Origin of the sequence: Paenibacillus arenosi, assembly GCF_014841135.1 — a bacterium.
Classification (GTDB): domain Bacteria; phylum Bacillota; class Bacilli; order Paenibacillales; family Paenibacillaceae; genus Paenibacillus_B; species Paenibacillus_B arenosi.
This window is the reverse complement of the sequence record NZ_JACYTN010000018.1, coordinates 1-13,270: the sequence shown is the minus strand read 5'-3', so window position 1 is coordinate 13,270 and position 13,270 is coordinate 1. Positions and strand designations below refer to the sequence as shown.

Below are 13,270 nucleotides of genomic sequence, written 5' to 3'. Positions count from 1 at the left end.
GCTGCTACATTTGCTTACTTCGTCTGCATTAATACAGCAAAGCCATATGCATCTAGTTGAACGGTCAATGCATCTCCAACATGTGCAATTGTAGCATCTGACGCCAACTTTGTCTGCCATGATTTCCCGTCAAATTGCTCCCCTACACGAACGGAAGTGCTCTGGGATGAAGCATTAATCGCGATTATGAACTGCTCGCCAGAATCACTCCAGCGCTCATATAACAATACACGTGAATCGGACTCTGCTTGCAAGAAACGAATATTTACAGATCGCATCGCTTCATGATTACGACGCAATGCGATTAGATTGCGATAAAATTCAAATAATTCTCGATCCTGTTTCTCTACATCCCATTCCATACAGCGACGGCAGTCTGGATCTCCTTTACCAGCCAACCCAACTTCATCCCCGTAATAAATACAAGGGACTCCTGGATGAGTAAATTGGAATAAAGACGTCAGCTTCATCCGGCGCTTATCGTCATCACAAAGCGTCAACAATCGCGGTGTATCATGGCTGTCCAGCAAGTTAAACGCTGCTTCCGTAGCTTGCTGCGGGTAATTAGCCAGCTGTGTCCCAATCGCACTTGCGAACTCTGCCGCATCGCCTAACTGTTTGGCAAAAAAGTCATTTACTGCATCTGTAAATGGATAGTTCATTACAGCATCAAACTGATCACCTTGCAACCAAGCCATCGAATCATGCCAGATTTCACCCAAAATATACGCTTCTGGATTTGCTTGCTTCACCACTTGACGGAACTCACGCCAGAACTGATGATCGACCTCATTCGCTACATCTAAGCGCCATCCATCAATTCCAATCTCCTCGATCCAATACCGAGCTGCTTCAAGTAAATACGCCTTCACTTCTGGATGTTCCGTATTGAGCTTCGGCATAATGGGTTCAAATGCAAACGTTTCGTAAGTAGGAATGCCTTCCTCCACTCGCAGTGGGTACTCACGTACGTAGAACCAATCTTTATACGCAGATTGCTCTCCTTTTTCTAACACATCTACAAACGGAGGGAATGTTTTGCCTGCATGGTTGAAAACAGCATCAAGCACTACGCGAATGCCGCGAGCATGACAAGCCTCAACTAACTCTTTCAACTTTTCATTCGATCCAAAGTGAGGATCAATTTTCATGTAATCACGCGTATCGTATTTATGGTTCGTCGTCGCCTCAAATACAGGTGTGAAATAAATCGCCGTGATACCCAGCTCATTTAAATGATCGAGATGTTGAATAACGCCTTCCAAGTCTCCGCCAAAGAAATTCGTCGGTGTAGGCTCCCCACCCCACGAAAGTACATTCTCTGGGTCATTCGACGTATCTCCATTCGCAAAACGCTCGGGAAATATTTGATAGAACACGGCTTCTTTCACCCAAGCAGGCGGCTCAAAAATATCTACTTTATTCAAGTATGGGTATTCAAAAGACTCAAAGTACTCTTTAGATAGCTCTTTACGGAATCCGCGCTCTGTCAAATACCACTGCTCATTAGCATCCACGAAACGAAACGCATAACGAAGTCGGCGGAATGGAGGCTTATATGCAGCTTCCCAATAATCAAATAGTGCATCAGACGTAAACTTGCGCATCGGAACATACTCTGTCATACGTTCAAACGCATATTTATCAACAGCAATCAGATCAACTGCATCAACATCATTTTTCTTCGTGCGAATTCGTATATGGACCGTTTCACGATCATAAGCATAGGACCAACCTTGTTTTGAACGGTGATAAATTGCTTCTAATTGCATAATCATTCAGCCTTCTTTCTATCCATATTGTGCCACCACAAGTACGCAAACAACCCCGTTCTCCGAAGAAAACGGGGTTGTTATCTAGGTTGTCGTTGATCCTATCATCTCACGACACTAAATAAGGCATGGCCCTTGTGTTAGCGTATACATCATTATGACTTTATTGTATACGTGAGTGAAATCTACGATCAAACTCCATTTATGTATCTAGAAACGAATTAAATAGAGATTATGCTCTTTTTTCAAAAGAATTCTTATCATTTCGCAATATTATGCTTACTTAAGCAGGATTACAATTATTTTGTTGCAAGTAAGCTCTCAGCTGCATCCTTTATTCGTTTGTCTATATATTCGTCTTTCGCCACATAAAATATCAATACATTAGCAACCTGAAACGTACTATGCTGAACTAGCTTCATCGTTGCTGTCTTCTTGGTAAAATCCTCATAACCTTCTTGGGCTGCCTCACAGGTAGGAAACACATAAATACTAATAGATTGATGCTCATCGATCACATAATGCTCCGGCAAAATTTGATTATATCTTTCTGTAAAAACAGAATGTTTATAGGAAAGCTTATCAGGTAGTACAATTCCATGCTCCACTAAGGAAGCTTTCACCTGATCCGCAGTAAGTCTTATTTTTTTGTCGGTACATGCCATTAGCACAAAGCTTAGTATGAAGACGATGACTGTTATCTTTTTCACCGCATGGCCCCCTTTAATATAAAGACGTATTAAAGAGGTAAATAGTTTCAAAAAAAATTTAAAAAACGTGAAACCGAAACATTGCCTTTACCCTAGCATCTTCGTTTACGATAGAGTTTCCCATCTTGCCCACATTTCTTGAGGGTTCATCACATATATTTCATTTTCTCGAAACATGAACTGATGCATAATGAATTCTCTTCGGATAGTCGCAAAATCGTCATGGAAATGCTTTATGAAATCATTGATCTCCTTCTCACTATACTTACGTCCATACTCCAACTTTGCGACGATATTCTCTAGCACAATAAGCTTCTTCTTGAGCTGTGATGGAAGACTCTTCAATTTGCCGTCGGCAGTGAAGAAATTTCTAATTACAGATTGTTTAACGCGAATGTGCTTATCATCCATTGTATTCTCTCCCTCTTTCACTGATCGGTAAATGAGCTGAACGGTTGCGTTTGCATTATTTTTAATGAAGTAATCATTTAAAGAAAAATATATCGTATTTTTGTCTCTACGCTCGTTAATTAATCTCGTTTCTCGCAGCTTTGCCGCATGATGCGTAATGGTCGCAGGCGTAACGCTTAATTTCTCTGCCAATACTTGCCCATTCAATTCTCCATCAGCAAGCAGTATAAGCATTTTGATTCTCGTTGGGTCGGCCAGAGCTTTATGGTAGCTAACTATCTTATCCAATTGCATGCAGCATCAGACTCCTCCATCTAATTTAATAAACATCTAATTAGATGATTATTAAATTAGATGTTATTACATACGGAACAAAATGTAAATACCCTTGCATTATAATGTCCCATAATATAAAAATGGGGCGCGATTTTCTCGCACCCCTAATTGCATATTGGTCAATCGTTTGATAACTCGATCCATCTTTCCAAACATCCATCAAGATTGGTCTGCAACTCTTCTTTCTTCCGCCATAAGCTTTCAAGCTGGGCAGCATCACCGCCTTGATTCAACTGAAGCATTTCCTCATCCACACAGGAGATGTTCTTTTCAAGGACAGCAATCTCACTTTCTAATTGCTCAAGTTTTCGCTCATGTGAACGAACCTGTCTGCTTTTTTCATCAGCCGCGGTTTTTTTCGTGTTGTCCCGCTGAGCGGGCATTACATGTTCATGCGATTCATGATTACTGGCCAAGGTATACTCTAAAGCAAGCAGTTCCGCACGCTTCACCTTAAAATCATCGTAATTTCCCTCGTAAGTAGAAACTGTCCCCGCTTTCATTTCCCATACCCGCTTCGCCAAACGATTAATAAAGTATCTGTCATGGGAAATCGCTAGTACCGTTCCGGGAAATTCATCGAGTGCTTCCTCCAAAGCTTCTCTTGAAGCAATATCAAGATGATTCGTCGGTTCATCTAGCATCAACAAATTCGGCTTCTTCCTCACAAGCAAGGCTATCCGCAAACGGGACCATTCACCTCCAGATAGCATTTGTAATGGTTTAAACACATCCGCGCCATAAAACAGATATTTGGCCAATACGTTCCGCGCCTCTCCTTCTTCCAATCCACTTTCGATTCGGAAAAATTCCAGCACGGTCATCTTGCTATCTGGCACTGGCTCCTGCTGAGCCAAATAACCTACCTCTACTCTCGCACCTAGTTCAACCTGACCTTCATCTGGTGAGATCATGCCTTGCAACAACTTGAAAAGTGTTGTTTTTCCAGATCCATTCTCCCCTAGAAGGACAACTTTTTCACCGTAAAGAAGACTGCCCTCTGCCTGAGCTAGAATCGTACGTCCCTCGAACTTCTTCGTTAATCCTTCAAATACGATAACTTGACGACCAGAACGATCAAGTGATGCCAAATTAAACGATGCTGCTTTTCGCTCTAATATTGGACGTTTTACTATTTCCATTCTCTCCAGCGCTTTTCGAATGGAGGTTGCCCGTTTGAAAAACTTCTCGTCCCCTGCAACACGGCCCCATTCCTCTAGTTGACGGATTGTTTCCTTCATCTTCTTAATAATCTTTTGCTGTTCTTTATATTGTGCAAACTGCTGCAACAGACGTTCTTCTTTCTCTTTTATATAGCCGCTGTAATTGCAGTGATACACTTGTGATTCACCGTCTTCTAATTCGATCATCTTCGTCCCTACAGCATCTAGGAAATATCGATCATGAGATACGATCACACATGCACCGTCATAACGTTTAATGAACTGTTCCAACCATTCCATCCCTTTCAGATCTAAATGATTGGTCGGCTCGTCTAACAGGAGCAAATCTGGCGCCACAACGAGCTGAGACGCCAAAACTACCCGTGTTTTCTCACCACCGGACAAAGTGGAAAAGTCTCGTTCGTAACTGCCTCGCTTAATTTGCATCCCGTTCGCCACTTGTTCAATAGCCGATTCCATTTCATAGCCGCCGCCCCGCTCGAACTTCTCTTGCATAGTTGCATACGCATTTAGCAGTTGCTCCATCATTTCAGAATTAGCGACTGCCTCTGGACTGGACATTTGCTGCTCAATCTTCGTCATTTCCTGCTTCGTGAGCATTAAATCCCTACAGCCATAAGCTAAAACATCGTATACCGTCAGTGCTTCAAACTCAGCAGGAATTTGCGGTAAATAACCAATTCGTAAGTCTCTTTTTATCGTCAGCATGCCCTCATCTATATGATCATGACCGGCAATTAATTGCAGCAGTGTGGATTTCCCACTACCATTTCGACCGATAAGGCCTACTTTTTCACCAGCCTTTATTTGAAACGTCACCCCATCTAAAATAAGATTTGCTGCATGGTATTTCTTTATTTCTTGAATACTTACAATTGTCACTTTAGGTTCCTCCTATTGGATGAAAACCCTGACCTGCATGCACAAAAAGAGCCGCGGCAACAAGCCCGCGACCCTTAGGATGATCATACTATCCGTTGTGGTTAAGGTAGGCGTCTTCTCGCGAATGGTTCAAACGTATAGTCAAATTTGGACAGACTTATCCCGTTCGCAGAAAATGCATGAACAATGCCAGCCATAGCCATTGGCAGCTGGCTAATACGGTTGTTAACCATTGCGTGATTCACCTACCTCACCTCCTTTACAATAATTATTTCCAAATATAACACAGATCTTGTTTGTGTTGCAACGTTGTATGACATTCCTTTCCCATACTTCTTGTTACAATACACACGTGGTGTGAAAAGACATATGAATGAGGTCCACTAAAAAAGAGGACACCCCCAGTCTTCTTAATTAAATAATATGCTATTATGGAAACTAGTACATAACTATTGTAGCTAAGAGGTGATTCACGTTGAGAAGTGAGCAAGAAATGTTTGACTTAATACTCGGTGTCGCCAACAAAGACGAACGTGTACGTGCTGTCTATATGAATGGCTCCAGAACGAACCCTAATGCGCCAAAAGATATTTTTCAAGACTATGATATCGTTTATGTCGTTACAGAGACAGAATCCTTTTTAGGAGATGAAACATGGATAGACGTGTTTGGCGAACGGCTAATGATACAAGAACCCGATAAAAATGATCAAGCCGTTGGCATAGAGACACATTTTGAGCGCACATATATCTACTTGATGCTATTCACAGATGGCAATCGTATCGACCTTCGCCTTCAAACGAAAGAAGCTATGCTTGACACTTATCTGGAAGACAGCCTTACTGTTCCATTACTAGATAAAGACAGTATACTTCCGCCTATTGCTCCCCCGACAGACAGCAGCTATTATGTTAAGCAGCCTACAGAAGCAGAGTTCATGAATTGCTGCAATGAGTTCTGGTGGTGTCAGCAAAACGTTGCCAAAGGCATTTGGCGTGACGAACTTTCGTATGCAAAACATATGTACGAACTTACGTCTAGAGCTCCTTTGGACGAAATGGTATCATGGTGGATTGGCACCAAGATTGATTGCAACGTTTCAACAGGCAAGATGGGAAAATACTTTAGCACGTATCTTCCAACTGAATATTGGGAAATGTACACAGCAACTTATTCAAATGCAAATTACGAGCAAATGTGGGACTCTATTTTTGTGACGTGTGAGTTGTTTAGAACGTTAGCCCAAGAGGTGGCTGCAGCCTGTTCGTATACATATCGCATGGAGGATGATACGAATATGACTGCCTATCTCACACGAGTGAGAGATTTACCAGAAGCCGCGCAAGGGATTTATTGATATACTCCTATAAAAATATAGAAAACCACCTAACCAATGGTTAGATGATTTTCGCGTGATCGCTTGTGAACAAGCGATCCTTTTTGTTTACAAGAATAATTGATGGTGATCATCAGCTTAACTATTGTTGTCTAGGATGAACAGACTGGCTTCTGGTTCACTGTATCAAATTCAACATTGTATGGTTCAGATCCTATCCTCTCACCATTTGCATATAACCGGATCTCGTGAACCGATATTGAAGTGTGGACCAGCTTCATTTGGCACCAAGTAGATAGATTAGTTTTGGTAGCTTTAATTTTCATTACTCCACTAAAGGCCACTAACTTATCTTCACTGTTAAAAATATGTACTTCAACTTTTACTTTTTCACCTACTACTAGATCACTCAAGTCAATTCTGATCTTTAAATCATTGACAAAAGGAAGTGTTGGCACTTGAACTGTATTTACTTTCGCGGAACTGACAATTTTCTTATCTCCATCTTCTAATTCAACAACTTCTATACTATCTACCAAATAAGCATTTAACTTCATACTATTCACCACCAATTAAATTATTTTTTTTATGGAACTACTCGGATAATGAACAGATACTACACACGGGTATGCTTCAATTTGTAACAAGGAGACTAATTTCTTAGACTCATCAATATAAAAACAATACGAATCATTCAATTTTTTTCTGAGCATATTTGCTCTCCATTCTGCAGCAGCATATACAATAAGTACATTAGTATTCCTTTCTAACGCTGGTAATTCTGCTATGAGATTTGAAAGATGTTGTTCTGAACCTGGTTCAATAAATACGAAATAGTATCTGGAGAACAACAATGCATCTACATTAACATTCGCACGAACCACTTCATTGATAAACATCATTTTTTTGATATGATTCATTTTTTTTACTAGCAGCAGTAATAAAAAACTTATGATACAAATAGAGACCCCATATAATATAAGCATAAACTCACTGACTAGATTCAAAACTACTCCCTCCCTGATCAAATAGGAACTCTTTACTAATCAGCGTAATTACGGAGAATAGAATCACAGCTATCATAATATTCAAATTTTCAAATACGTTTAATTCGGCTGGGCTCGTGAACAGTAGTGTTACTAAAAGGAGAGCTATAATTGACGTATTTCGTACAACTGCCACGTGTACATTTGTTTGTTTTTTGCTCTTGCCAAAACAATAACAAGAGATTTTTTTCTTATCTAAGATTACTCTCAAAAGAGCGATCGTAAACGTAAGCATTATGCTGATCGCACTGACATAAGTGAGCCAGTGACCCGTAAAAAAAATAAACAATAAAGAGATAAATAACTCTGAAATAACAAATAAATAAGCACAGAGGATGATTACTTTTTTATTTATGATGATTCCAAACTGTTTAATAGCAAGATGAAAATCTTGGAAATCTACTATTTTGGAAATCGAAGAAAGCATAAATAGAGCAGCAAAAAAAATATGCATGAGTATAGAAATCAAGACTACACCCCTTTACCTTTCATGATGTCAACAATCTCATCAAATTCCTCTACTGATTCTTTCAATACACAAGTTCCGTCTTTTATTAACATAATAAATGGATATTCTCCTACATCGTATCGTCGCTCGGCTTCTGTTGGCTCCATATAGACGATAGGGAACTTCCAATCAAAATAATTAATCATTTCATCATGTTCCTCAATTGTTCCATTGCAGAAGAGAATTACATCAACATCCGGGCATTTTTCTGTAAGTGTAGCGATCTCAGGTAAAAATTCCACACAATACGAGCAATAAAGTGATACAAAAATGAATACAGTAGACATATGTTGTTGAATCATGATCGGGTTGCCTTTATAATCTTCAAGTTGGTCAGTCAAACTGTATTTAATGTTAGATAACTGGTTCATACACAGCATTCTCCTTAACCGGTATTTGATACATTTTCGCTTGCTTTATCCACATATCGGCATAAGCACCTTGTTGTTGTAACAATTCATGATGGTTTCCGATTTCCGTAACCTTTCCATCTTTGAGCACAATAATTTTGTCTACATTGGCAGCAATTCCAATGCGATGTGTAATGAGTAATAATGTTTTATCATCGGAAAGGTTAATGATTCCTTTGAGAATTTCTAATTCGGTGTTTGGATCAATTGCTGAAGTAGGCTCATCCAGTACGATTAAATCTGATTGCTTCATTAATGCTCGAGCTATGGCAATTCGCTGCCACTGCCCACCCGATAAGTTCTGCGCCCCCTCAGTTAAATAACCTAATTCAGCATCTATTCCTTTAGGATGAGTTAATAGTTTATCCAATCCAACTTGCTTCATAATCTCTGTCAATCTCGCATCATTATGTAGCTCATCTAGATTCGATATAGCGATATTGTAACGAACACTAAGCTCATATTGAATAAAATCTTGAAAAATCGCGCTGTAGTGTAACCATAGGCTTTCCATATCAACATCTTCTTGCTTGGTGCCATTATAAAAAACCGTTCCTGTTGGCGCTGGATATAAGCCTAAAATAAGTTTGACCAAGGTAGATTTCCCCGCGGCATTATCGCCAATAATCGCGATTTTTTCACCACGCTTAATTGTCAGATGTATATTTTGCAGTGTTGGCCATGTTGCAGTTGGGTAGGAAAAGGATAAATTTTTAACCTCTATCGTTTCTATGTGGTCAATTGTTTTTTTGTCAGTAGTGACGTGGCTGCTTGGAAATAGAAAGCTTTTAATTCGATTGAGGTAGCTCATATTTTCATGGATGTCCCCACATACGCTGCACATTCTTAACACATTCGTTTCTATCATCGTAACAGCCATAGTAATCGCAAAATAATCGCCTACTGTCATATTTTTTTGGTGAATGCTGTATAGGCAATATAGAATAATTCCTACCTTCATCAAACCCGAAATGACTTGACTTAGTGTTACATAATTAATTGTTTTCTTTTCAATATTATAGGACAGTTGGAAGGCTTGTCTTTTCTTCTTGATCCACAGCGCCTGCAAAAACGGGACAGCTCGCATTAGCACTAGCTCTTTGTGATAATTTAAAGTACTTAATATATTATGCAAATAACCATGCGTTCGATGAGATTTTTGAAGCCGGTTCGTCGTCTCAACTCTTTGGTTAATTGTCTTCAGTTCTAAATAGGCTCTACATAGAGTTACAACTAGCAGAAGCACGATAATCCAGGCATCTAGTTTGTATAGGAACGAAAATGATAATATAAAACTAAAAATAATGGAGAATGAACTAACCAAAGCCATATAGTTACTCAATATTTTAGTAATACCGTTTTGATATACATTCGCTTCTCCATGAAAATTGGGGTCTTCCTTTACGAGCAGATCCAAACTAAACATGTATGTAATGAGTTTATTTTGTTGATGTACACTAAAACTTTCATTGAACTTTATCGTATACTTTTGTTTATATGCCCCAACCAATATTCCCAACAGCTCTAATGAAATCATAAGGACTGCAGTACCCATAATAAAATATAAATCAAAGCTGCTCTGGGCAATATGATTTGCAATAATCGCCACAAAATAAATACTGATGTTGGCCTGCAGTGAGTTATATAACATAAAGATCATATTCAAACAAAAATAAAGCTTGTCAAAATTCCAAACTTCCTTAAGGGTTATCTGAAATAGGCTAAAATACGCTTTGGTTGACGTCATTCGCAATAGCCCCCGTATCAAACACTTTGATCAAAGGATCGATTTTGACGCATAGTCTATCTATACAATTAAAAATTCCACCAGACACGATCTGCCCTACACTATTTAGTGCATACACCCAAGGCACCACTTCAATGTTAATTTCTGCATGGAGGGTGGATATGTCCGCTCTCTCAATGAAGAAAGGCGTGTATTTTTCACGCAGCTCATCGATAAAGCTTTGTTCTCCATCCACAAACAAATAGGTCTTATATTGAAACCGCTCACAATAAGCTTCAATAGCTTCAAAATTACAATCTTTACAAGTTGTGCTCATAAAAAACAAGACAGCCCCCGTTTTTGGATCCGGCTCTATCGTGGCAATTGATCCTAACCGATTAATTGAAAATCTATGCGGAAAATATTCCCCTAGCGGTAAATCCGCCACTGTAGGAGTCTTCAAAAAACGCATATGATCCTGCCTCAAATTATGTTTCATAGTTAGCACCTCTACTTTTAAATATTTAAAATAAAGATGCTCAAATGGTTGAGCATCTTTATTTAGTAGTACAAAGGATCTTACTTAGCTATGCTGCTTATTTAACAACAAACACCCGTCCATGAAGTAGTACAGTACAGATCGATAAAATAAGATGAAGAACTATTTTGATAACAACGAGTGTAATAGTCAGCTTTTCTTTCCCAAGTACAAGAAGGACCACTTGAATAACAACCTTTGTCTGGCCCTTTCACTCTTTCACTTCCACCTGTAAATCCACCTGGACATGCATATTGACACATTCTAAATCCCTCCCAAAAATGTTTTGATAGCCGGCCGGCAATCTGGCGAAAGCTATTATTCTATGTAATAATCGCCTCGCTTCTTAGCCAATATATCCCTTAAATCTATTTTTCGTCTATTAAATTGGAATAAGAACCAAAAAATTTAGGGTATTCCCATTTTTGTGAATCTAGTCTATTATGTAGCTGTATTGAAATACTTCTACTCAAAAGGAGATAAAGTATGAATCTGGAGACTGACTGTCATATTCCCATTCTAGTGTTTTCACCTAATTGCGAATTTAGAGTGCGGGTTAGTGAAATGTTAAAAGAGTATACTGTGACAGCAATTCAAACCATTGAGAAATTTCGGGGGGAAATAAAAAAACAGAAAAATAGTATTGCGATATTGGAAGTAACAGAGAAGACTGCACAATTATTAGAAAGATTGTTAACAATCAAAAACGAAGTTTCTAATGTGAAATTTATTTATTTTGTGAATCTAAAAGATATTGAGGCATTGTTAAGCTTATTATCCTTGAATCCATCTAGCATACTTCCATGCTGCTTAGATGAAAATGTATTACGTTCAAACGTAACTAAGGTCATGCAGTACATTTATGAACAAGGGCTAGCCTGTGTAACAAAAAAGAATTTGAAAAAATACAATTTCATCCAGCTAACAGTGAAAAATAAACAAACTGAGATTATAGAAGATTTAATCATGTTTATAGAAAAGAAAGGAAAATATAACGTAGAAATTTATTTAAGTAATGGTGGGGTCATTACAAGTACAACCAATTTAAAAGACATATCTACTCAGTCAACTCCGTATTTATTTCAATCCCATAAAAGTTTTTTAGTTAACATTAAGTACACCCATTCTGTCATCCCCAATTCCTTTAACAACTACGATTTAACGCTTTCCAACCAAACGATTATCCCTTTATCTAAAAGCTACTATCCAATTTATAACGTTGCGAAAACACTACTAAAGGCTGATAATACTTACTCTGTATTAAAAAATGAATTTAAGGGATTTCACATATAGTAAATTAGCTATGTCATCATAATTGAATTACGATTCTCAGCGTTTTATTATAAAATCTAAAATAGGTCCCCTTTACTCCTCAGTATTGTCTCGTGAATTTTGCGCGTTAATTGGATAAAGCCAGTGTAAGACATGCTTTATGCATATATCTTCACTGGCTTTTTGGGATTCCTATGTTTCTCTACACATTAATAAATAGATTCTTAACTCATTTTCCCCATACAGATACGTCGTCGTTGTAATTGTTCAATAGCAGGTACTGTAAAACAAGCTAAACGGTCAGGTAATTCATCGAGACTACACCATTTCATATCTGCGATCGCCCCGGTTGACTCCATATTGCGAGCCTCTCCGCTTTTCACAACCACTTCATAGATGGCCGATATCCAATGCTCTTCGTGCTCTGGTCGAATCGTCTCAGCCATGCACAGCAAACCTTGAATCTCTACCTCAAGATTGACTTCTTCCATTACTTCTCGGATAACGCAACTTTCCAAACTTTCAAATGGATCTACCTTGCCACCTGGAATGCTCCACTTATCTTTTTCTGGATTTCTATTTCTCAATACTAATAAAATCTCGTCATTTTCATTCCAAATGACTGCCCCAACACCTATACGTGGAAGTAACAACTTCGAAGACATATAGATCCTCCTCTTATTATTGTATCTGCACAGCGTCAAATTGGATTATTACTCTGATTCTTCAATAACCAGCCGTACGAAAAGCCTATTTATCTATTACCGTGAACATTCCCGTCATTCCTGGCGAATAGTCTTTAAAGCCGAATTGTTCATAGAATGACTCTTTCCCTTGTGATGCAAATAAACCAACAAAACCAGCTCCAACACAATGATAACGGATATAGTTCATCAGTTTTTCTATCATTTGTTTGCCTATGCCTATTCCTTGATACTCTGGTAATATGGCAACATCTTGTATGTAATAATACATAGCTCCGTCGCCGACAATTCGTCCCATGCCGACCACCTGATTGGATAGGCTACACTTAGTTGGACAGAAAAAATAAGGGCTAGTAGAATAAACACATCATAACTAGGAGCGGATCTACTATGCCAAGACAAAGACGTACATTTACTGCTGAATTTAAGAGACAA

14 protein-coding genes and 1 pseudogene are annotated in these 13,270 nt (G+C 38.7%); 2 read left to right on the top strand and 13 right to left on the bottom strand.

Features of this window, described 5'->3' with window-relative positions:
• Nucleotides 1-14: 14 nt before the first annotated feature.
• From IFO66_RS17400 to IFO66_RS17380, 5 genes are all read right to left on the bottom strand, one after another.
• The gene (locus tag IFO66_RS17400; RefSeq protein WP_192026387.1) at nucleotides 15-1,772 is read right to left on the bottom strand and encodes a glycoside hydrolase family 13 protein; all 1,758 of its coding nucleotides are present in this window, start codon (nucleotides 1,770-1,772) and stop codon (nucleotides 15-17) included.
• Nucleotides 1,773-2,071: 299 nt separating this feature from the next.
• Nucleotides 2,072-2,482 carry a hypothetical protein gene (locus IFO66_RS17395; protein ID WP_192026386.1) on the bottom strand — a complete coding sequence of 137 codons (411 nt, stop codon included), beginning with the start codon at nucleotides 2,480-2,482 and terminating at the stop codon, nucleotides 2,072-2,074.
• Between the two features lie 105 nt (nucleotides 2,483-2,587).
• Nucleotides 2,588-3,187, bottom strand: a complete 600-nt coding sequence (locus tag IFO66_RS17390) for a DUF2087 domain-containing protein (RefSeq protein ID WP_192026385.1) — start codon at nucleotides 3,185-3,187, stop codon at nucleotides 2,588-2,590.
• A gap of 161 nt (nucleotides 3,188-3,348) precedes the next feature.
• Nucleotides 3,349-5,295 (bottom strand): ribosomal protection-like ABC-F family protein, encoded by a 1,947-nt coding sequence (gene abc-f, locus IFO66_RS17385; protein WP_192026384.1) that lies wholly within the window; start codon nucleotides 5,293-5,295, stop codon nucleotides 3,349-3,351.
• A 101-nt stretch (nucleotides 5,296-5,396) separates the two neighbouring features.
• On the bottom strand, nucleotides 5,397-5,540 hold the full coding sequence (locus tag IFO66_RS17380) for an RAxF-45 family protein (protein ID WP_192026383.1): 144 nt from the start codon (nucleotides 5,538-5,540) through the stop codon (nucleotides 5,397-5,399).
• A 230-nt stretch (nucleotides 5,541-5,770) separates the two neighbouring features.
• Here IFO66_RS17380 and IFO66_RS17375 point away from each other — a divergent pair, with 230 nt between their 5' ends.
• Nucleotides 5,771-6,652 (top strand): aminoglycoside 6-adenylyltransferase, encoded by an 882-nt coding sequence (locus IFO66_RS17375; protein ID WP_192026382.1) that lies wholly within the window; start codon nucleotides 5,771-5,773, stop codon nucleotides 6,650-6,652.
• Between the two features lie 131 nt (nucleotides 6,653-6,783).
• Here the strand turns inward: IFO66_RS17375 and IFO66_RS17370 are convergent, their stop codons facing one another.
• From IFO66_RS17370 to IFO66_RS17345, 6 genes are read right to left on the bottom strand one after another with little or no spacing between them, the layout of a single operon-like run.
• The gene (locus IFO66_RS17370; protein WP_192026381.1) at nucleotides 6,784-7,188 is read right to left on the bottom strand and encodes a hypothetical protein; all 405 of its coding nucleotides are present in this window, start codon (nucleotides 7,186-7,188) and stop codon (nucleotides 6,784-6,786) included.
• Between the two features lie 15 nt (nucleotides 7,189-7,203).
• A complete protein-coding gene (locus IFO66_RS17365) occupies nucleotides 7,204-7,638 on the bottom strand; it encodes a hypothetical protein (RefSeq protein ID WP_192026380.1) in 435 nt (144 codons plus the stop codon).
• Entirely contained in the window at nucleotides 7,622-8,131 is a 510-nt protein-coding gene (locus IFO66_RS24380; protein ID WP_225445854.1) for a MauE/DoxX family redox-associated membrane protein, read from the bottom strand. Before IFO66_RS24380 ends, IFO66_RS17365 begins: the two co-directional genes overlap by 17 nt.
• Nucleotides 8,132-8,148: 17 nt before the next feature.
• The gene (locus IFO66_RS17355) at nucleotides 8,149-8,556 is read right to left on the bottom strand and encodes a TlpA family protein disulfide reductase (RefSeq protein WP_192026378.1); all 408 of its coding nucleotides are present in this window, start codon (nucleotides 8,554-8,556) and stop codon (nucleotides 8,149-8,151) included.
• Nucleotides 8,540-10,342, bottom strand: coding sequence for an ABC transporter ATP-binding protein (locus IFO66_RS17350; RefSeq protein WP_192026377.1), 1,803 nt, complete (start codon nucleotides 10,340-10,342; stop codon nucleotides 8,540-8,542). The genes IFO66_RS17355 and IFO66_RS17350 overlap by 17 nt, the downstream gene beginning before the upstream one ends.
• Nucleotides 10,317-10,820 (bottom strand): hypothetical protein, encoded by a 504-nt coding sequence (locus IFO66_RS17345; protein ID WP_192026376.1) that lies wholly within the window; start codon nucleotides 10,818-10,820, stop codon nucleotides 10,317-10,319. The genes IFO66_RS17350 and IFO66_RS17345 overlap by 26 nt, the downstream gene beginning before the upstream one ends.
• Nucleotides 10,821-11,345: 525 nt before the next feature.
• Between IFO66_RS17345 and IFO66_RS17340 the strand changes: the two genes are divergently transcribed.
• Nucleotides 11,346-12,152 carry a LytTR family DNA-binding domain-containing protein gene (locus IFO66_RS17340; protein ID WP_192026375.1) on the top strand — a complete coding sequence of 269 codons (807 nt, stop codon included), beginning with the start codon at nucleotides 11,346-11,348 and terminating at the stop codon, nucleotides 12,150-12,152.
• 203 nt (nucleotides 12,153-12,355) lie between these two features.
• Here the strand turns inward: IFO66_RS17340 and IFO66_RS17335 are convergent, their stop codons facing one another.
• Both IFO66_RS17335 and IFO66_RS17330 read right to left on the bottom strand, forming a co-directional pair.
• On the bottom strand, nucleotides 12,356-12,796 hold the full coding sequence (locus IFO66_RS17335) for an NUDIX domain-containing protein (protein WP_192026374.1): 441 nt from the start codon (nucleotides 12,794-12,796) through the stop codon (nucleotides 12,356-12,358).
• Between the two features lie 85 nt (nucleotides 12,797-12,881).
• A pseudogene (locus IFO66_RS17330) lies at nucleotides 12,882-13,169 on the bottom strand (GNAT family N-acetyltransferase); the annotation flags it as partial.
• Nucleotides 13,170-13,270 lie beyond the last annotated feature (101 nt).

Excerpts from the sequence above, each read along its gene's own strand:
- IFO66_RS17400 (WP_192026387.1), bottom strand. The coding sequence starts at position 1,772 with ATGCAATTAGAAGCAATTTATCACCGTTCAAAACAAGGTTGGTCCTAT.
- IFO66_RS17390 (WP_192026385.1), bottom strand. The coding sequence starts at position 3,187 with ATGCAATTGGATAAGATAGTTAGCTACCATAAAGCTCTGGCCGACCCA.
- IFO66_RS17370 (WP_192026381.1), bottom strand. The coding sequence starts at position 7,188 with ATGAAGTTAAATGCTTATTTGGTAGATAGTATAGAAGTTGTTGAATTA.
- IFO66_RS24380 (WP_225445854.1), bottom strand. The coding sequence starts at position 8,131 with ATGCATATTTTTTTTGCTGCTCTATTTATGCTTTCTTCGATTTCCAAA.
- IFO66_RS17355 (WP_192026378.1), bottom strand. The coding sequence starts at position 8,556 with ATGAACCAGTTATCTAACATTAAATACAGTTTGACTGACCAACTTGAA.
- IFO66_RS17350 (WP_192026377.1), bottom strand. The coding sequence starts at position 10,342 with ATGACGTCAACCAAAGCGTATTTTAGCCTATTTCAGATAACCCTTAAG.
- IFO66_RS17345 (WP_192026376.1), bottom strand. The coding sequence starts at position 10,820 with ATGAAACATAATTTGAGGCAGGATCATATGCGTTTTTTGAAGACTCCT.
- IFO66_RS17340 (WP_192026375.1), top strand. The coding sequence starts at position 11,346 with ATGAATCTGGAGACTGACTGTCATATTCCCATTCTAGTGTTTTCACCT.
- IFO66_RS17335 (WP_192026374.1), bottom strand. The coding sequence starts at position 12,796 with ATGTCTTCGAAGTTGTTACTTCCACGTATAGGTGTTGGGGCAGTCATT.